Consider the following 18966-nt stretch of genomic DNA (forward strand, 5'->3'; position numbering starts at 1 on the left):
TATGAGGGTACGTATGTAGACACCGACAAAGAAGGGTTTCAAAACGATAAATCACTGTGATTCTTTAAAAAAGAGTGAAGGACGCTTAGTTTTCCTTCTGTTAGTTCGGGACTTGCACTGTTTTTAAGCCTTTCTTGTCGATTATGGCATCTACGTGCCCATTCATGTCTGTTAAGGTGAAATGCTTACCCAGTTTCTTCATGACCTTTTTAAATATGAAAACTTTTCTTTCGCTTGAAACATTCATTATGGAAAAAATGCCAAACTAGTAATCTGATCTCCCCAATCAAATCCAAAGGGTGTAATAAAAAGCTAGGTTCCGTCTTCGTTATTTTTTACATAAGAAAATTGCAATATTTAGGTATAACATCATCAGATTAGATGAGATGTTGCTTATGTAAATAAGGTAACTAAGGTGAAAGGGTATTCTAAATACAGGCATAGTTGTAACTGGTAACTCTAACAACTGTTGGTTTTTATTGGTCTTCCAGAAATAGGGTTTCAATTTTTTAAATCCATCAGAAAATTTGCCAAAAATCTCTTTTCTATCTTCTTTTTCCTCTTTAGTTAGATTAGACGTACTGAAGTAGTATAGCCTTGCTAATGGCCCTATTACCGTGGGTAGCGTAGAGGCATCATATTTATATCCTTTTTCGGCAAGTACTTCTAATAAAGTACCGCTCCAACTAAAACCAGGACCTCTAAAACCGCTAGGTGCTTTCCCGGTTACCTCGTGAATTATATCGTGTGCTGAATCAATTTCGGCTTTCATTTCATCCTTCGTATAAAGATGAAGCCATGTTTCATGTTTAAAGGAATGGTTGGCAATATCATGCCCTGCATCTGCAATCTGCCTTAGATACTGATGATTTTTTTCGAATGCGGCGTCTTGTCCAACAATGAAAAATGTAATTTTAAGGTCCAGCTCTTCTAGTACTTGAAGTGCATGCGGTACAAAAATGTCTAAATAAGAAGGGTATTCTTCCCATCCTTCTTCGCCGTGTATCTTCATGTAAGACCACTGGTTGTCCATATCTAGTGAAAGACTTAAATAAGGCTTGCTCATACGTTCGGTTAGGTTGTTGTATGTATTATTGTAAATTGGATTCTGTCTTAAATTCGTTCACAAATTTCTCTACGTGATTTACCACCGAATTATTGTTTAGAGTATCGTTCACAAATTGCGAGGTGTTTAATACATAAAAATCTTTGTGTTTGGTTTGCACATCAGGAATAATTTCGGAATAGTTCAAAACCTGAAGAGGCTGTACTTTAAAAGCCTTGTGTAAATGGGCAGAAACAATATCATTTGTGTTAAAATCAGGATATAGTTTTGATACGCCTTCTAAAAATAGCGATTTCAACTCTTCATCTGACTTTTTCCAATAAGAATCATTTGCGCTCACATATTTTGGAAAATACGTCAAGTGCTCATCACCAGTCTGGTCCAAGTCCACTAATGAACTCATTCCTATAACTCCTGTAAAAGGAATTTCTTTATCGGCAATATTAAGTACATAGTAAGGTGTTAGAGAACTCTTAGTTATCAGTACCAAACAAATAACACCAAGGTATTCTACGGGAGTTTTAGGCTTAGAGGATTCAAATAAACTACTGTCAGCAACCTTAGTAAGTACATTTAGTGGCGAGGTAAATATGACCTTGTCAAAATGCTCTTCCTTATTATCGCAAGTAACGGTAATGCCTCCCTGAGGATTAGGTTTTACGCTTTGGACCACGCTATTAAGGGCAATCTCTGATCCCTTCTCACTTAATTTTTTTTGCAAAGTGTCGAAAAAGGTCTTGTAACCTCCTTGTATGTAGCCCATATGCTCTTTTTGAGCGGCTGAACTACGAGCTTGAAAGAGCCTTTTTATGTATGTCCAAATAAATACGGCAGAAACTTTTTCGTGGTTTTCACCTAATTTAGCCAATAGTAAAGGAGACCAAAATTTTTCATAGGTGGGCCTACCACCCATTTTAATTAGCCAGTCTTTAACCGTAATTTTTTCTAATTTTTTCCAATCTTTTATTTTGGAACCATAGAAAATAGTAAAAGCTAACATACCCTTGTCCCATAGGCTTAAGGCAGGAAAAAGTAAAAATTCTTTTGAACTACTAATGGAATAGAATTTTTTCTGAACGTAATACCCCGTATAAGAACGTCGCCAGCACAATTTATCGCCAAGCCCTAAATCTTCAATAAGACCTATTAAGAAATTATCGGTAGGTAGAATGACGTGATAGAATCGATCCCAAATAAAAGGGCCGTAATCTTCATGTGTTGATAAACCGCCCATTTGGGCAGCACTTTCAAAAACTTTAACGGTGACATTGGTTTTTGCAATTTCATGAGCTAATGTTAAGCCCATGAAACCGCCCCCCACGATGCCTATTTTCATGATACCTCTACTTTTGTTGAAGTAATATTTTTCTGCCATTCAAAGGTTATTCGAAGACCTTCTTTAAGAGAAGTTTGTGCTTTTATACCTAAAATACGTTCTGCTTTGGTATTATCAGGTACTCTTCTCATGACGTCCTGATATTTTCTACCAGCAGATATTTCGTTGTATGGAATAAGTTTTACTTCAGAAGTTGTTGGTTCGCCAGAGATTTCCTTAAGTAAAGTAGCAAGTTCAAGAATAGTAATTTCTTCATTTGCTCCAATATTAAAGATTTCACCATTCGCTTCCGGCTTCATAGTTGCAGCATAGATGCCCTCTATAGTATCGTTTACGTAAGTAAAAGTTCTAGTTTGCTGTCCATCACCATGAATAGGGATTTCTTTGTTGTTCAAAATACAATCTATAAAAACAGATTGCGGGCCTCCCCACCATGAAAGATTTTGATTAGGTCCGTAGGAACCAAAAAATCTTAGGATAACAACAGGAAAATCAAAATCTTCCATATAAGCTAAAGCTAAATGCTCATCAAATAGTTTTGAAACGGCATAAGCCCAACGTGGTACTTTTGAATCTCCTATAAGGCAGTTTCCATCTTCTTTAAAAGGAATATCAGGACTCATGCCATATACGTCGGATGTTGATGCAAGGACAAATTTACATTTGAGTTTTCTTGCAAGCTCCAACATATTTTCGCTTCCCTTGGAGTTGATTTTTAACGTGTCAACAGCGTTGCCGTATCTTGGTATTTTAAAAGCAGCTAGATGAACAATAACGTCAAAATCGTCATCTAGTCTGTTTATTAATGTAGTGTCTAGAACGTCACCTTCAATAAACTCAAAGTTTTCGTGTTCAAGGCTATCTTTAATATTTTGGAGGGAGCCCATAGATAGATTATCTATCCCGACAACGTGGTGTCCTTCGTTCAAAGTTTTTACTAAAAAATTGGAGCCTAAGAATCCGGCTACTCCGGTAATGAGAATTTTCTTTTTCTCTATAATCATGTGGTTAGGTTTGATTTACAAACAAATTGGTGATTGTTTTGGAGGCACAAGATACCGCAATAAAACAATTTTATAAAATGGGTTTCCTGTGTTTCATAGAGAAAAAAGGGACTCATGTCGAAAATTCGGAGAAGGGTAGTGTTTTATTAACTGTTTTGCGAAAATATCTAGTAATAAGTGTTTGTTTTATGATTATGTGAGACTAAGCAATACAATTATTATAAACTTGGTTTTTTTAAGTGGAAAATTATAAGCTTTTGTGCTATTTGAAGAGCAAAATAAGCATCAATAAGTGAATTTTCTCTTAGATAAAGTCGAAAATGTTATATATACACTTACAACCGGATTCTTTCCGTATTTTTGATGAAACCGTTAACAATACTTTAATTTATGATGGACAGAACATATAAGGATATACAACAAATTACGCTCGCCGTAGATTGTATCATATTTGGGTTCAATGATAATAGGTTAGAGGTATTGTTGGTCCATAGGGGTTTTGCACCTGAAAAAGATAGGTGGTCTCTTATGGGTGGCTTCGTAGGTAATCATGAAGATCTTGATGATGCCGCAAATAGGGTTTTAAAAGACCTATCAGGTCTAGAAGATGTTTATATGGAGCAGGTCCGCACTTTTGGTAAAGCCAAACGTGACCCTTACGAACGCGTAGTGTCTACCACTTATAGTGCATTAATTCTTAAAAACAAGTATAATAAGGAGCTTATTGAGGAGTATAGAGCCAAATGGTTTCCTATAGATGAACTTCCTGATTTAATTTTTGACCATAAGGATATGGTTGAGTCGGCAATAAGAAGGCTTCAAAGAAGAGTACGTACTTTTCCTATAGTCTTTAATCTTCTTCCCGATAAATTTACCTTACCTCAACTACAAAAGCTATATGAAGGTATTTTTCAGGAAGAAATGGATAAGCGTAACTTCCGAAAGAAACTTGCTACGATGGATTTTTTAATCAAGTTGAATGAAAAAGATATGTCTGAGTCTAAAAAAGGCGCTTTTTTATATCGATTTGATGAGAAAAAATATAACAAAACAAAAAACTTTACAATTTAAGCATTAAGTGTTTTTGAAACACTTGTAAAAAGTTCTATATTAGTTTCTTTTACAAGGTATTTCTGTTAACACGCTACCTTAAATTTAAAGTTTTTACATATGAGTTCACAAACCGCCTATAGCCTGGGCTTGGATTTTGGGTCAGATTCCGTCCGGGCCGTTTTGGTCAATACACAAACTGGTCAAGAGCTTTCCACTGCGGTACATTATTATGCACGGTGGAAAAAAGGCAAATACTGTGATCCCTCCGAAAATCGTTTTCGTCAACATCCATTAGACTATATAGAAGGTATAGAATCTACGGTAAAGTCCGTTGTGGCAGAAGTAGGTCCTGAGGTTGCGGCACAAATTGTTAGCATAGGCGTAGATACTACGGGAAGTACACCCGTTGCGGTAGATGCTAATGGAACTCCATTGGCACTTTTGGATGCATTCAAAGAGAACCCGAACGCAATGTTCGTGCTTTGGAAAGACCATACAGGTATTCAAGAAGCTAATGAAATTAATGCATTATGTGCTAAATGGGATATTGACTACTCGCAATATGAAGGCGGAATTTATTCTTCAGAGTGGTTTTGGAGTAAAATACTTCATGTTTCAAGAGCAGATAACAAGGTGTATAAAGCTGCCTACTCTTGGGTAGAGCATTGCGATTGGATTCCGTTTCTACTAACTGGCGGTAATGATATCCATAAAATGAAACGTAGCAGATGCGCGGCAGGTCATAAAGCGCTTTGGCATGAAAGTTATAATGGGTTACCTTCCAATGATTTTTTCGTAGCGTTAGATCCGCTTTTGGATGGACTAAGAGAACGTCTTTTTGATAAAACCTATACTTCTGATGTCCCTGTGGGTAATTTGGATGGGGAGTGGGCTGAAAAATTGGGCCTTTCTAAGAAGACGATTGTTTCCGTAGGTGCTTTTGATGCTCATATGGGTGCCGTAGGAGCTAAGATTGAGCCGTATTATCTAACAAAAATAATGGGTACTTCTACCTGCGATGTTTTAGTAGCTCCAGTAGAAGGTGAAGAAAAATTGATAAAAGGTATATGCGGACAGGTAGATGGTTCCGTCATACCAAACATGTTAGGGCTGGAAGCCGGTCAGTCCGCTTTTGGAGACATTTATGCTTGGTACAGCAGAGTTTTGGCTTGGCCAATTGAGGAACTGATATCTAAGACTTCTTTAATTGATGAAGAGACCAAACAAAAACTAATTGCTGAGGCACTTAAAAACCTAATTCCTCAGCTAAGCGATGCGGCAAGTAAAGAGCCTATTGGTGCTTCGGGAGAGTTGGCGCTAGATTGGATGAACGGACGGCGGACTCCAGATGCCAATCAGAATTTGAAAGGTGTTATTGCTGGTATAAATTTAGGAAGTACATCACCTAAAATATTTAGAGCTTTAGTAGAAGCTTCTTGCTTTGGAGCTAAAAAAATTGTTGACCGATTCTTATCCGAAGGTATACCGATTAAAGGAGTGATAGCTTTGGGAGGAGTAGCTAAGAAATCTCCATTTATTATGCAAATGATGGCCGATGTGCTTAATATGCCTATTAAAGTAGTGGCGTCAGAACAAGCCTGTGCATTAGGTGCGGCAGTTTTTGGTGCTGTAGCTGCGGAGGTCTATACTAATGTTTCCGAAGCAATGGAGAAGATGGGTAGTCCTTTTGAGACTATTTATCAACCGGATGAAATAGATGTAATGGCCTATGAAAAAGTATATGAAAACTACAGTAGGCTAGGCGATACTATGGAGAAATATATCATGAACGAAACCAGAAGAAATGGGTAAGTATACATCATTAAAAGAAGAGGCCTTTGAGGCAAACATGCAGCTTCCGGAATTGGGACTGGTATTATTTACATTTGGTAATGCAAGTGCGGTAGATAGAGATAAAGGGGTTTTTGCCATTAAGCCAAGTGGTGTTCCTTATGCTGCATTAAAAGTAGAAAATATTGTTATTTGTGACTTTGATGCAAAGATTGTAGAAGGGAAGATGAGACCTTCATCCGATACAAAAACGCATGCGGTTCTTTATAAAGAATGGGATAAAATAGGCGGAGTAGTTCATACACATTCAACTTACGGTACGGCATGGGCACAAGCAATAAAAGATATTCCTATCTTCGGAACGACTCATGCCGATCATTTGATTGCTGATATTCCATGTGCTCCTCCTATGAAAGATGAGTATATTCAAGGCGATTATGAGCATATGACGGGCTATCAAATAATTGATTGTTTGAAAGAAAGGGGTTTGGATTATAACGAAATAGGTATGATACTGGTCGGTAGCCATGCACCCTTTACTTGGGGGGCAACCCCAGCCAAGGCAGTATATAACAGTGCTGTATGTGAAGAAGTAGCTAGAATGGCACATCTAACTTTGCAGATAAATCCTAATGCAGCTACTTTAAAAGAGGCTTTGAAAAAGAAGCATTTTGAGCGCAAGCATGGTAAAGATGCTTATTACGGACAAGGATGTTAAGTTTTAATTGAAATATATTTTATGGGAATAGCAACGTTCATTGGGTTTACACTGTTAGTGGCAATCATTGCCTATTTATCAACCCGAAAAACAGACGAGACCTCTTCGGACGGTTATTTTTTAGGTGGTCGTAGCCTTACTGGGCCCGTAATAGCAGGGTCGTTGCTTTTAACAAATCTCTCAACAGAGCAGATTGTAGGTATGAACGGTATTGCCTACAGTGAGGGTATTCTCATTATGGCTTATGAGGTTTTAGCTGCTATAGCTATGGTCTTTACCGCATTGGTGTTATTACCTAGATATTTAAAAGGAGGTATCGCTACCATTCCTCAATTCTTGGAAAAACGATACGGGAAATCTACAAAAACTTTAGTGTCCCTTCTATTTTTAGGAGGGTATGCAATTTCAATGCTTCCTACCGTACTATATTCAGGTGCTTTGGCAATAAATACCATGTTTGATTTGCCTGAGGCAATGGGCATGGGCGAAGAAAGTGCTTTATGGGTTACCGTTTGGGGTATTGGTATAATCGGAAGTATCTATGCAATTTTTGGTGGATTAAAAGCAGTTGCGGTATCGGATTCTATTAATGCCGTAGGTTTAATCATTGGGGGTTCGCTCATACCTATATTCGGATTGCTGTATGTAGGTGATGGAAGTCTTACTGCTGGTATGGATGTCCTGACAACCAATTTTCCTGAGAAATTCGATATTTTGGGCGGACCTGATTCCTCTGTGCCTTTTTGGACACTTTTCACAGGTATGGTTATTGTAAATTTCTATTATTGGGGAACAAATCAGGCTATCATTCAAAGGGCTCTTGGTGCCAAGAATTTACGCGAAGGTCAAATAGGATTGAGCCTTGCCGCATTCGTGAAAATATTAGGACCTTTTATTGTGGTGTTCTTAAAGGTATTATTGCCTATCAGATTTTTAATGGGGAGTTGACCAATGCCGATCAAGCGTATCCTATGGTGGTTAAAAAAGTATTGCCTACTGCATTTATAGGCTTTTTTGCAGCTGTCCTTTTTGGAGCCATATTAAGCTCTTTTAATAGTGCGCTTAATAGCTCTGTTACCCTATTTGGACTCGACTTTTATAAAGAATATATTAATAAAGAAGCTTCTGAGAAGCAAATTGTGAAGGCTGGTAAGATATTCGGTATTTTCCTTGCAATAATTTCTATGATTATCGCACCATTATTATTCGGTGTGGAAGGTGGTATATTCAATTATCTACAAGAATTAAATGGGTCTTATAGTGTACCTATTTTAGCCATAATTTTAGTGGGTTACTTAACTAAAAAAGTTCCGGGCATTGCTGCTAATATTGGTATAGTGTTCGCAGTGGTCACTTACCTGAGTAACTCTTTATGTAGTAAAACCAGACATTAGCTTCTTGCATGTTATGGGCATCTTATTCGTTTTGGTGGTAGTACTAATGTTCATTATTGGAAAATTCTGGCCTAGAGAAACGGAATATGTAGAAGTATACACCGAACAGGTAGATATTACACCATGGAAATTTGCCAAACCCGTTGGTTTTGTAATATGCTCCATTGTAGTGGGTATGTACGTGTATTTTTCCTAAGGATTAATTTATTTTAAGAAATGATGATTGATTTAAGCAAGAATGAAATTTGGTTTGTAACAGGTAGTCAACATTTGTATGGACCGGAAACTTTAGCACAGGTAGCGGAACATTCTGCCGAGATAGCCAAGTACTATAATGATAACGAGACAATTCCAGTAAGCGTTATTTTTAAACCAGTGGTTAAAACTGCAGGTGAAATAAGTACTTTGTGTAAAGAGGCCAACAATGCGGAGGCCTGCGTAGGTTTAGTTTTATGGATGCATACTTTCTCCCCTGCTAAAATGTGGATTGCTGGTCTGCAAGCACTTCAGAAACCGTTTTTGCACCTACATACACAGTATAATCGCGATATTCCATGGAATGCAATTGACATGGATTTCATGAACCTGAACCAGTCGGCACATGGTGGTCGGGAATTTGGTTTTTTGGCATCGAGAATGCGATTGAACCGAAAAGTGATAGTTGGTCATTGGAAAAATGAATCCGTTTTGCAGAAATTGAGTAACTGGTGCCGCGTAGCGTGTGCCGTTGCCGACTCTAAGGAAATGAAAGTGGCCCGTTTTGGAGATAACATGCGCCAAGTAGCAGTGACAGAAGGTAACAAGGTTTCTGCTCAGTTAAAATTCGGTTACGAAGTAAACGGTTACGGCGTAGGGGACTTGGTTAAATATATAGATGCAATTTCCGATGCTCAAATAAATATATTGATTCAGGAATATGAGGATTCGTATACCATGGCAGCTAAAATTAAGTCTGATGGAAGTATGCGCAATTCTTTAAAGGATGCGGCCAAAATAGAATTGGGTATGCGTGCTTTTCTAGAAGAGGGTGGTTATACCGCTTTTACAGATACTTTTGAGGATTTACACGGAATGAAACAATTGCCGGGTATCGCTACACAACGACTAATGGCCAGTGGTTATGGTTTTGGTGGAGAAGGTGATTGGAAGACCGCCGCATTGGTACGCACTATGAAAGTTATGGGTTCTGGTCTTGAAGGCGGAAACAGTTTTATGGAAGATTACACCTATCATTTTGATCCTGAAAATTCTACAGTTTTAGGTTCACATATGCTGGAGATATGTCCGTCCATTGCTAATGGAGATGTTTCTTGCGAAATCCATCCTTTGGGAATTGGTGGAAAAGAAGATCCTGTGCGTTTAGTATTTAATGCGGGTGCCGGTAAGGCTTTAAATGCATCTATCGTTGATATGGGTAATCGGTTTAGAATGTTGGTCAATAAAGTTGAGGCTTTGGAAATCGAAAATGATATGCCAAACCTTCCTGTATCCAGAGTGCTTTGGGATGCCAAACCGGATCTTCAAACTGCTGCTGCCGCTTGGATTTATGGTGGAGGAGCACATCACACCTGTTATAGTCAGAATATCTCCGCGGAATCACTGGAGGACTTCGCCGAAATGATGGATATAGAATTTTTGTTGATCGATGAAAAGACAGACCTCTATCGCTTTAAACAAGAACTACGCTGGAACGATGCTGCTTACGGTTTAAAAGGGATTTAGAATGTTCAGTTAATGCATGATTTAAAAATTTTAAAGTACCACGTTTTAAATCGATAAAATTACGAAACTAGTTTCATATTTGAGATAAATACGATTTTACGAATAGTTTGTTTTCTATTTCTTAAGGTGTTAAGAGAAGTAAGAAATTCTTATCTTGTAGTTTCAAGAAAGAATCCAGACTATATGAAAAACCTAATTTTAATTGCTTCAATTTTTACTTTTACTTTATTTAACGGATTTGCCCAAAGTGAAACCGAGTATAATCCGGAAGCAAGACTTTTAGAACTTGGTATAGAGCTTTCAGAACCTTCTGCCCCCATGGCTAATTACGTAAATGCGGTACGTGTTGGGAATCTCATTTTTCTTGCGGGTAAAGGACCAACAAAACCTGACGGTGAAAATATTACAGGTAAGTTAGGGAAAGACCTCACTATTGAAGAAGGTTATGAGGCGGCTAGAATAACAGGTGTCAATCAAATCTCGGTTTTGAAAATGGAATTGGGAGACCTTAAAAAAGTAAAGCGCATTGTTAAAGTTCGCGGGATGGTCAATGCCGTTCCAGATTTTACCGATCAGCCCAAAGTAATTAATGGGTATTCAGACTTAATGGTAGCAGTTTTTGGTGAAAGAGGGAAACATGCACGAGCTGCTGTGGGTATGGGTTCTTTACCTGCTAATATTGCGGTTGAGGTAGAAATGATTGTTGAGGTAGAAGATTAGGTTATGCAAAAACAATTGTTTTTAAATCCTATTTTTCAAAAAATCATTCTTTGTTTTTTTATTCTGTTAAGTTTAAGTGGCTGTAAGCCTGTCCAAGCAGAACCAGAATTCCTTCTCCGTACCGCACTCTTGGTAAATGAGGAGCATACTTGGTACAAAGCATTTGTTTATTTTGGGGAGATTCTTGAAGAACGTTCCAAAGGCCGTATCAAGGTAGAAGTTTATCCCTCCGAGCAATTGGCCAAAGAGATTGAAGCCATAAGGCTTATTCAAGCAGATGTTATTGATATGACTACTACGGGTTCTACCCTTACCAATTGGTTTGAAGTGGCTACTTTCTGTGAACTTCCCTTCCTGATGCAAGATTCAATCGATATGAATCGGTATATAAATGGACCTATAGGAACATTGATGGAGAAGGAAATGATTACTAAATCCGGATTGAGGTCTTTAGGTCACTTTGAGAGAGGCCCAAGGCATTTAACATCAAACAGACCCATAAGACATCCGGATGATTTAGACGGACTCATTGTTCGGGTGCCAAACGTGCCATCATTCGTAACCCTTTGGAAAGCTCTTGGGGCAAAACCCACGCCTATGGCCTTTTCGGAGGTTTTTACTTCTTTGCAACAAGGTACTATAGAGGCACAAGAGAATCCGTTTGCATTGATTAACAATGCTGGTTTTGCTGAGGTGCAAAAATATTTGAACCTAACAGGTCATGTCATAAGTTGGGTTTATCCGGTTATTGGCGAAAAGCAGTTTCAGCGACTTCCACCAGATTTACAGAAAATATTTTTGTTAGCGGCAGATGATATGCAAGCCTATGAGCATCGTCTTTTTTTAGAGAATGAAAAGAAAGTTCAAGATGAATTAAAGGCGAAGGGAATGGAGTTTATTGAGGTGGATAAAGATGCTTTTCAAGAAAAGTGCGAAGCTGCTATTTACAACAGTCTTTCTCCCGAAATGAAAAAAATATACGATCAACTTAAAATAGAAAAGGATGCTTCATAAAACTATTGGGCGCATTTTTAAAAGTTGGCGTATTGTTGAGCACTTGGGGACTCATATTTACAGTATTATTACAGATTTTCTGCAGATTTTCGCCATTGGATACGCCAACGTGGACAGAGGAAGCTTCGCGTCTATTCTTTATTTATGCCATGTCTTTTGGTGCCGGACTTGCTATGAAAAATGAGTACTATGTTCATTTAGATATGTTCTTTAGTAATTTTCCTGTAAAACTGCAGCGCTTGTTGGTTAAGGTTATTCCCGTAATCGTATTATTTTTATTTGCTATCATGGCAATCTATTCCATACAATTTGTGCTTTTGGGTATTCCGGAAAAATCACCCAGTATGGGTTTTAATATGGGTGTTGCTTTTTTTAGCATGTTCATTATGTCGGCTTCTATAAGTTATTACCTCTGGAAAAAAATCCAAAAAAACTATAAAAATTCTAAGTCATGATTTGGGTTCTTGTTCTAGTATTTGTGGTATGTCTCGTTTTACGTTTTCCTATAGCTTTTGCGCTTGGACTCTCATGTTTGAGTTATATTTTGGTAAAGGGTATTCCGTTGATTATTATTCCAATGAAAATGTATTCGGGTATTGATGTATTCGTTTTACTCAGTGTTGGCTTTATTATGGCGGGTAATCTCATGAACCAAGGTGGACTGACGGAGAAAATAATCACATTCTGTAATCATTTATTGGGGCACATTAGAGGCGGACTTGCATTGGTTAATATTGGAGCATCTATGTTGTTTGCGGGTATTTCCGGTACGGCTATTTCTGATACGGCAAGTATGGGGTCTATCATGATTCCTGCAATGAAAAAGGAAGGTTACGACACCGGTTTTTCATGTGCTGTTACGGCGGCTTCTTCAACTATTGGTCCTATTATTCCCCCCAGTGTACCTATGATTATTGCCGCTACATTAAGTGGACTTTCGGTAGGTAAATTGTTTCTTGCAGGTGCTTTGCTTAAGGCTTGCTTTTGGGTGTAGGGTTATTGATTACTGCCTATGTAATATCTAGAAAACGCAATTATCCCAAACACGCTAGAAGTACGCTAAAGCAAGTAACCCTTGGTTTTGTTGATACGTTTTGGTCGCTTTTAATGACATTTATAATTCTGTATGGTATTATTGGAGGGCTTTTTACTCCCACCGAAGCATCTATAATTGCGGTGGTTTATGCTTTGATCATTGGTAAGTTCGTTTATAAAAAATTGAATTTCAAGAACATTCAGGTTGTGTTTTTGGACAGTATAAAAACCTCTGCTTCCCTTATGGTTTTGGTAGGTTTTGCCAACCTTTTTGGCTACATATTAATTACAGAGCAGATTCCGCAAAGTATCTCCAGTGAAATTCTAGGTTTTACGGACAACAAGTATGTTGTATTGCTATTAATTAATCTCTTGTTGATTGTAGTAGGCACTTTTATGGAGACCGTTGCAGCACTTTTAATTCTGTTTCCAATTTTATTGAAAGTGGCTTTGGCTGTAGACGTTGATCCCGTTCATTTTGCAGTAATAGCAGTATTGAACTTAATTATTGGATTGACTACCCCACCTGTGGGAGTATGTCTTTTTGTGGCATCTAGTATTGGTAAAATATCTATAGGGGAAGTAAGTAAGGCCGGTTTGCCCTTTTTACTGGTAAGTTTTGTGGTGTTGATTCTAGTTACTTTGTTTCCTTGGTTTTCTCTAGCACTTCCTAATATGTTTATTGATTAGTGCTTTAACAATTTAGGATGAAAATAGGGTGAAATTAGTTACTCGGTTTTTTCTGCAAATACAAAAAAACTTTACTTTTGCCCCTTAGTTAAATGGCCTCGTAGTTCAATGGATAGAATAGAAGTTTCCTAAACTTTAGATGCAAGTTCGATTCTTGCCGAGGTCACTTTGCTTATTCAACATAGTATTGTTGGAAAATGAGAAATACGTTGTACTAAAAGGAAATCTAGATTTCGTAGACATCGAATTTTTTTACCAATTCGTTTATCCTTTTTTTATTCTCTTCTAGTTTAGCTTTAAGTTTCTCGATCTGTTCTTTCTGTTCTTTCGTAAGGGGGTTCATGGCATCATTATTATGCTTGTCCGTTTATAACGGCGCATGAAGGCTTACATTGTGTGTTTTTTTATCAATTATAAAATTTTTATCATATATATTGTTGATAACTTGAATTATTAAGCAATTTTCACCCTTAATGATTTCAGTCTTTTCTCTTGGTCCAAATCTCGTACATGGGCTCCCCTTTGCTGTTTTTTCCGGTGTGATGCCAATCGTTATTTTTTAGTTCGTAGTTGAATTTTAAAGTAGCCCCAACCCGTGAATTATCTTTAGAGAAAAATTCAATATGTTCTGTGTATTCCCCGTCTTCTGATGTAAATGAACCTCCTCCGGTTCCCGAAAATTTCATTGTTTCCGTTTGGTAGGCAATCCATTGGAAACCGCCATCCTGTAATATTTTCAATGTTTTTCTAGGGTTTTCTTCTCCTCTTCGTTCTTGGCCTTCATCTGGTCCGCGTGTGGCAAAAAGCCATTTACCATCTAAATCTTGAGCAAGGGAAGGAGCTGGTTTAAATGTTTTTTTAGAGCTCATAGTAAGGATAAGGTCATCTTCTTTTTGCTCAAAAGGAATATTTAGAGTCTTCAGTTGGTCATTTTCATAATTAGAATTGAATTCCAGAAGAACAACTAGTCGGTTTTCTTCAATTTTCACAAAACCACCACGAGCCATAATAAACTTAGCAGGATTTTTTTCGTAAATAGTATGAGTTAGATAATCATCAATTATATGAAGTTCGTGAATGACACTTTTTTCATCAACATTCTCTTCAGAAAAGTAAGTTTCTGACGTTAGTTGAGCTTGCATCAGGTTTGTTACGATTAAAATGAAGCCTATAATGATGCTTTTTTGGAAAGTTGTGATGTAGTTTTTCATTTTTTATTTGTATTTTAATACCTTAAAAATAAGGTAATTACAGGATATATTGAGTTATTATTTTAAGTGGGAAAACTTTTTTTTGCGTTTTATCGTAATTTCTCTGAAAACGCTTGTTTTTACATTTTTTTTGTTTTCATTTGTCCTGTCTTTAGCAATATAAAACTGAAGGCATTTTGAGCTTTTAGCTGAACAACATGCAATGTGTTTCTATGTTCGGGCTATGGGAGATTAGGAAGTCAAATCTCATAGCAACCCATCAGATGGGCCGCCGAATTTTAAAGCTAACTTCCGATTTTTCTACATCTATTGTGCAAAGCCAGCACATATACTTTTTCATTCCTACTACTCAGGAACAAATTCTTATATGATACCATCGGTAACAATTTCATAACTTATAGAGCACACATTAGTTAAAAAATATCCCGATTTTCATTTACAAGAATTCACGATGAACAATAAATATATCGATCTAATCGATCAGACTTACTTTTTCCCTCAAGAAGAGTTTACTCTTGATAATGAGCACCTAAAATTTCACAACATACCACTTCAAGAGTTGGTAGAGAAATATGGTAGCCCGTTAAAATTCACCTATTTGCCTAAAATATCGGAGAATATTGCGAGGGCAAAGAATTGGTTTGCTAACTCTATCGTAAAGAACGAGTATAAGGGCAAGTACCACTACTGCTATTGTACTAAAAGTTCTCACTTTCAGCATATATTACATGAAACGCTTAAGAACGATATTCATATTGAAACTTCTTCTGCTTTTGATATTAATATAGTAGAGCAACTGAAAAAAGACGGCAAGTTAAAAGACAATGCTTACGTTATTTGCAATGGCTTTAAGCGCGACCAATACATAGAGAATATTGCAAGGCTTATTAATAACGGCCATCGCAACTGTATTCCTATAATAGATAATTACGAAGAAATAGATTTGCTATCTGATGCAATTGATGATACCTATAAAATTGGTATTCGTATAGCTTCGGAAGAAGAGCCAAAATTTGAATTCTATACCTCTCGTTTGGGAATTGGTTATAAAAACATAGTTCCTTTTTATGAAAACCAGATACAGGATAATGATAAAGTAGAGCTTAAGATGCTTCACTTCTTTATTAATACCGGTATTCGCGATAACGCATATTACTGGAACGAGCTTGTTAAGTGTTTAAAGGTGTATACTCGTTTAAAGAAGGTATGCCCATCTTTAGATAGCTTAAATATTGGTGGAGGTTTCCCTATCAAGAACTCTTTGGCTTTTGAATACGATTATCAATATATGATTGACGAGATTTTAAATCAAATCAATATTACATGCCAAGAGGCAGATGTACCTGTGCCACATATTTTTACTGAGTTCGGAAGTTTTACCGTAGGAGAGAGTGGTGGTGCCATTTATGAAATCCTTTACCAAAAACAACAGAACGATCGTGAAAAATGGAATATGATAGATTCATCTTTCATTACAACGTTGCCAGATACTTGGGCTATTAACAAACGTTTTATCATGCTACCTATAAACCGTTGGAACGATGAGTACGAGCGTGTTTTATTAGGAGGTTTAACTTGTGATAGTGATGATTATTACAATAGTGAGCAAAACATGAACGCTATTTACCTGCCAAAATACAGACGGGACAAACCTTTGTACATAGGCTTTTTTAATACAGGAGCTTACCAAGAGACCATAGGTGGTTTTGGAGGTTTGCAGCACTGTTTGATCCCTCAGCCCAAACATATCTTAATAGATAAGGATGCCAATGGTAATCTTACTTATGAGGTTTTTAGTCAGCAACAAAAGGCAGAAGATTTACTAAGCATTTTGGGTTACGAAAAGAAAAAACCAGCCAATGACGGCAGCGATAATATTGTCGCAAATACAATTACATCAAACGTATCAAATTCACTTAATTAAGATGAGCACAACAAAGAATTATGCGGGTATCCCCGATAAATTCGCACAGTTAGAAACGGCAAAGGTAATTTTGATACCTGTGCCTTACGATGGAACAAGTACTTGGGGTAAAGGAGCCGATAAAGGTCCTCAGGCATTTTTAGAAGCTTCGGAGAATATGGAGCTTTATGATATTGAGACCAATACCGAGGTTTATGAGCAAGGTATTCATTTAGCCGAAGCCATTACCGAAAATAGTTCGCCAGAGGCGGTAGTAAATGCCGTTCATAAAAGAACCAAAAAGTACATTAAGCGTAACAAGTTTGTTACCTTATTTGGTGGTGAGCATTCCATTTCTATTGGTACCATTCGTGCCTTTAATGAGTGTTTTGATAATTTGACTGTTTTGCAGATTGATGCCCATGCAGATTTGCGTGAGTCGTATGAAGGAACCAAATACAATCATGCTTGTGCAGTTCATGAAGCAAGCCAGACTACGAATCTTATTCAAGTAGGTATTCGTTCTATGGATGCTATTGAGAAGACATTTATGGATGAAGAAAAAACATTCTTCGCTCATGACATGGCCCAAGATGAGTATTGGATGGATAAAGTAATTGAAGCAATGACAGATAATGTGTTGATCACATTTGATCTTGATGCTTTTGATCCTTCTATAATGCCTTCTACAGGTACTCCTGAACCAGGTGGTTTGCTGTGGTATGAGACTTTAGAGTTTTTAAAACAGGTATTTGAAGAGAAGAATGTAGTAGGTTTTGATATTGTAGAGCTTTGTCCAAATTCATCAGAGAAATCTTCAGATTTTCTAGCGGCAAAATTGTATTATAAAATGCTTAGCTATAAATTTATGGGTAAAGCGGTAGATGAAGAGTATGATAACACATACGATGTAGACAGTAAAGCAGGTAATAAAGGATCAAAATTTGAAGACGATGAAGACTAAAGGAGCTATTTCCGGATTTATAGAAAAGTATTACTTGCACTTTAATGCAGCTGCTTTGGTAGATGCCGCAAAAGGATACGAAGCACAATTGAACAAAGGTTCTAAAATGCTTGTTTCATTGGCAGGTGCTATGAGTACGGCTGAATTAGGTAAGATTTTTGCTGAAATGATTCGCCAAGATAAGGTGCAGATTATATCATGTACAGGTGCCAACCTTGAGGAAGATATTATGAATTTGGTTGCGCATTCACATTACAAACGTGTGCCTAATTACCGTGATTTAACTCCTAAAGATGAGTGGGCTTTACTTGAAAAAGGACTTAACCGTGTAACAGATACTTGTATTCCTGAAGAGGAAGCTTTTAGAAGGTTACAAGAGCATATTGTTAAAATCTGGAAAGATGCCGAGGCAAAAGGAGAGCGTTATTTACCGCATGAGTATATGTACAAGATGTTACTTTCTGGTGTTCTTGAAGAGCATTATGAGATTGATTTAAAAGACTCTTGGATGTACGCTGCCGCAGAAAAAACCTTCCTATTGTTTGCCCAGGTTGGGAAGACAGTACTATGGGTAATATTTTTGCTTCATACGTGTTAAAAGGCGAGTTGAAAGCTAGTACCGTTAAATCTGGTATTGAGTATATGACCTTTTTAGCAGATTGGTACACAGATAATTCTGAGAACGGAATTGGTTTCTTTCAAATTGGTGGTGGTATAGCAGGAGATTTTCCTATCTGTGTAGTGCCAATGCTTTACCAAGATATGGAAAGAACCGATACACCTTTCTGGAGCTATTTCTGCCAGATCAGTGATTCAACTACAAGTTATGGTTCGTACTCAGGTGCTGTACCAAACGAAAAAATTACTTGGGGAAAACTAGATATTGATACCCCTAAGTTTATTATTGAAAGCGATGCAACCATTGTTGCACCATTAATATTTGCATATCTTCTTGACTTATGAGCAATAAACGAGACACCTCAAATTTAAAGCGCGTCATAGTAGACTTTAAAAAATTGACGCCAGAAGTATTAAAACTTTTGGTAGCAGCTTACCCAGACGGGTATGATGATAGAAATATTATTTCGTTCAGAAACGCCAATGGCGAGCGTATTGAAGCAGTTGAAGTATTGACCGAAGACACCAAATATTTGGTGAAGATCAGTGCTAAGCTTGAGTACACTATGGAGAATTATGATGAGGATGATTATGAAGATTTTGAAGATGATGATCCAGCAGCAGTAGCGGAGCCAGACCCAGAAGATATGGCTCAAGATGACGATGAATAAAGTTGTTATCAGGTTTGTAATGAACCTTTCTGTGCTTGGTATTCAGGCTAAGAAAC

Annotated in this window: 16 protein-coding genes, 1 tRNA gene and 2 pseudogenes; 15 read left to right on the top strand and 4 right to left on the bottom strand. The window is 37.3% G+C overall.

Annotated features, from left to right (window positions below; all coding sequences use genetic code 11):
- Positions 1–328: 328 nt before the first annotated feature.
- From Q5W13_RS09900 to Q5W13_RS09910, 3 genes are read right to left on the bottom strand one after another with little or no spacing between them, the layout of a single operon-like run.
- On the bottom strand, positions 329–1066 hold the full coding sequence (locus Q5W13_RS09900; RefSeq protein ID WP_304446178.1) for a polysaccharide deacetylase family protein: 738 nt from the start codon (positions 1064–1066) through the stop codon (positions 329–331).
- Between the two features lie 25 nt (positions 1067–1091).
- Positions 1092–2441 carry an NAD(P)/FAD-dependent oxidoreductase gene (locus tag Q5W13_RS09905; protein WP_304446179.1) on the bottom strand — a complete coding sequence of 450 codons (1350 nt, stop codon included), beginning with the start codon at positions 2439–2441 and terminating at the stop codon, positions 1092–1094.
- Positions 2399–3406: an NAD-dependent epimerase/dehydratase family protein gene (locus tag Q5W13_RS09910; protein ID WP_304446180.1), complete on the bottom strand. Its 1008-nt coding sequence runs from the start codon at positions 3404–3406 to the stop codon at positions 2399–2401. The genes Q5W13_RS09905 and Q5W13_RS09910 overlap by 43 nt, the downstream gene beginning before the upstream one ends.
- A 390-nt stretch (positions 3407–3796) precedes the next feature.
- Between Q5W13_RS09910 and Q5W13_RS09915 the strand changes: the two genes are divergently transcribed.
- From Q5W13_RS09915 to Q5W13_RS09965, 11 genes and pseudogenes are all read left to right on the top strand, one after another.
- Positions 3797–4477, top strand: a complete 681-nt coding sequence (locus Q5W13_RS09915; protein ID WP_368662508.1) for an NUDIX hydrolase — start codon at positions 3797–3799, stop codon at positions 4475–4477.
- A gap of 99 nt (positions 4478–4576) precedes the next feature.
- Entirely contained in the window at positions 4577–6271 is a 1695-nt protein-coding gene (locus Q5W13_RS09920; protein WP_304446181.1) for a ribulokinase, read from the top strand.
- The gene (locus tag Q5W13_RS09925; RefSeq protein WP_304446182.1) at positions 6264–6968 is read left to right on the top strand and encodes an L-ribulose-5-phosphate 4-epimerase; all 705 of its coding nucleotides are present in this window, start codon (positions 6264–6266) and stop codon (positions 6966–6968) included. Before Q5W13_RS09920 ends, Q5W13_RS09925 begins: the two co-directional genes overlap by 8 nt.
- A 21-nt stretch (positions 6969–6989) precedes the next feature.
- Positions 6990–8558: pseudogene (locus tag Q5W13_RS09930) on the top strand (solute:sodium symporter family transporter).
- A gap of 23 nt (positions 8559–8581) precedes the next feature.
- A complete protein-coding gene (gene araA, locus Q5W13_RS09935) occupies positions 8582–10084 on the top strand; it encodes an L-arabinose isomerase (RefSeq protein ID WP_304446491.1) in 1503 nt (500 codons plus the stop codon).
- Positions 10085–10267: 183 nt separating this feature from the next.
- Positions 10268–10804, top strand: coding sequence for a RidA family protein (locus tag Q5W13_RS09940; RefSeq protein ID WP_155595075.1), 537 nt, complete (start codon positions 10268–10270; stop codon positions 10802–10804).
- A 3-nt stretch (positions 10805–10807) separates the two neighbouring features.
- Positions 10808–11818 (top strand): TRAP transporter substrate-binding protein, encoded by a 1011-nt coding sequence (locus tag Q5W13_RS09945; RefSeq protein WP_304446183.1) that lies wholly within the window; start codon positions 10808–10810, stop codon positions 11816–11818.
- A gap of 5 nt (positions 11819–11823) precedes the next feature.
- Entirely contained in the window at positions 11824–12273 is a 450-nt protein-coding gene (locus tag Q5W13_RS09950; RefSeq protein ID WP_304446184.1) for a TRAP transporter small permease, read from the top strand.
- Positions 12270–12812 (top strand): TRAP transporter large permease subunit, encoded by a 543-nt coding sequence (locus Q5W13_RS09955; protein WP_304446185.1) that lies wholly within the window; start codon positions 12270–12272, stop codon positions 12810–12812. The genes Q5W13_RS09950 and Q5W13_RS09955 overlap by 4 nt, the downstream gene beginning before the upstream one ends.
- Positions 12803–13543 (top strand): TRAP transporter large permease, encoded by a 741-nt coding sequence (locus Q5W13_RS09960; RefSeq protein ID WP_304446186.1) that lies wholly within the window; start codon positions 12803–12805, stop codon positions 13541–13543. Before Q5W13_RS09955 ends, Q5W13_RS09960 begins: the two co-directional genes overlap by 10 nt.
- Before the next feature lie 94 nt (positions 13544–13637).
- Positions 13638–13709: transfer RNA gene (locus tag Q5W13_RS09965), tRNA-Arg, on the top strand.
- A 313-nt stretch (positions 13710–14022) separates the two neighbouring features.
- Here Q5W13_RS09965 and Q5W13_RS09970 read toward each other — a convergent pair.
- Positions 14023–14754 (bottom strand): DUF4488 domain-containing protein, encoded by a 732-nt coding sequence (locus Q5W13_RS09970; protein ID WP_304446187.1) that lies wholly within the window; start codon positions 14752–14754, stop codon positions 14023–14025.
- A gap of 451 nt (positions 14755–15205) precedes the next feature.
- On the opposite strand from Q5W13_RS09970, the gene Q5W13_RS09975 reads away from it, so the two are divergent.
- The 4 genes and pseudogenes from Q5W13_RS09975 (at position 15206) to Q5W13_RS09990 (ending at position 18910) form a co-directional block, all read left to right on the top strand.
- Positions 15206–16678, top strand: coding sequence for an arginine decarboxylase (locus tag Q5W13_RS09975; RefSeq protein ID WP_304446188.1), 1473 nt, complete (start codon positions 15206–15208; stop codon positions 16676–16678).
- Between the two features lies 1 nt (position 16679).
- On the top strand, positions 16680–17621 hold the full coding sequence (gene speB / locus Q5W13_RS09980) for an agmatinase (protein ID WP_304446189.1): 942 nt from the start codon (positions 16680–16682) through the stop codon (positions 17619–17621).
- Positions 17611–18584, top strand: a pseudogene (locus Q5W13_RS09985) (deoxyhypusine synthase family protein). Before speB ends, Q5W13_RS09985 begins: the two are co-directional and overlap by 11 nt.
- On the top strand, positions 18581–18910 hold the full coding sequence (locus tag Q5W13_RS09990; protein ID WP_304446190.1) for a hypothetical protein: 330 nt from the start codon (positions 18581–18583) through the stop codon (positions 18908–18910). Before Q5W13_RS09985 ends, Q5W13_RS09990 begins: the two are co-directional and overlap by 4 nt.
- Positions 18911–18966 lie beyond the last annotated feature (56 nt).

This window comes from Zobellia laminariae, assembly GCF_030553095.1.
GTDB classification, from domain to species: Bacteria; Bacteroidota; Bacteroidia; order Flavobacteriales; family Flavobacteriaceae; genus Zobellia; species Zobellia laminariae.

Bases quoted from the DNA above. Each gene is read 5' to 3' on its own strand.
- Q5W13_RS09900 (WP_304446178.1), bottom strand. From the start codon at position 1,066: ATGAGCAAGCCTTATTTAAGTCTTTCACTAGATATGGACAACCAGTGG.
- Q5W13_RS09905 (WP_304446179.1), bottom strand. From the start codon at position 2,441: ATGGCAGAAAAATATTACTTCAACAAAAGTAGAGGTATCATGAAAATA.
- Q5W13_RS09910 (WP_304446180.1), bottom strand. From the start codon at position 3,406: ATGATTATAGAGAAAAAGAAAATTCTCATTACCGGAGTAGCCGGATTC.
- Q5W13_RS09915 (WP_368662508.1), top strand. From the start codon at position 3,797: ATGATGGACAGAACATATAAGGATATACAACAAATTACGCTCGCCGTA.
- Q5W13_RS09920 (WP_304446181.1), top strand. From the start codon at position 4,577: ATGAGTTCACAAACCGCCTATAGCCTGGGCTTGGATTTTGGGTCAGAT.
- Q5W13_RS09925 (WP_304446182.1), top strand. From the start codon at position 6,264: ATGGGTAAGTATACATCATTAAAAGAAGAGGCCTTTGAGGCAAACATG.
- araA (WP_304446491.1), top strand. From the start codon at position 8,582: ATGATTGATTTAAGCAAGAATGAAATTTGGTTTGTAACAGGTAGTCAA.
- Q5W13_RS09940 (WP_155595075.1), top strand. From the start codon at position 10,268: ATGAAAAACCTAATTTTAATTGCTTCAATTTTTACTTTTACTTTATTT.
- Q5W13_RS09945 (WP_304446183.1), top strand. From the start codon at position 10,808: ATGCAAAAACAATTGTTTTTAAATCCTATTTTTCAAAAAATCATTCTT.
- Q5W13_RS09955 (WP_304446185.1), top strand. From the start codon at position 12,270: ATGATTTGGGTTCTTGTTCTAGTATTTGTGGTATGTCTCGTTTTACGT.
- Q5W13_RS09970 (WP_304446187.1), bottom strand. From the start codon at position 14,754: ATGAAAAACTACATCACAACTTTCCAAAAAAGCATCATTATAGGCTTC.
- Q5W13_RS09975 (WP_304446188.1), top strand. From the start codon at position 15,206: ATGAACAATAAATATATCGATCTAATCGATCAGACTTACTTTTTCCCT.
- speB (WP_304446189.1), top strand. From the start codon at position 16,680: ATGAGCACAACAAAGAATTATGCGGGTATCCCCGATAAATTCGCACAG.
- Q5W13_RS09990 (WP_304446190.1), top strand. From the start codon at position 18,581: ATGAGCAATAAACGAGACACCTCAAATTTAAAGCGCGTCATAGTAGAC.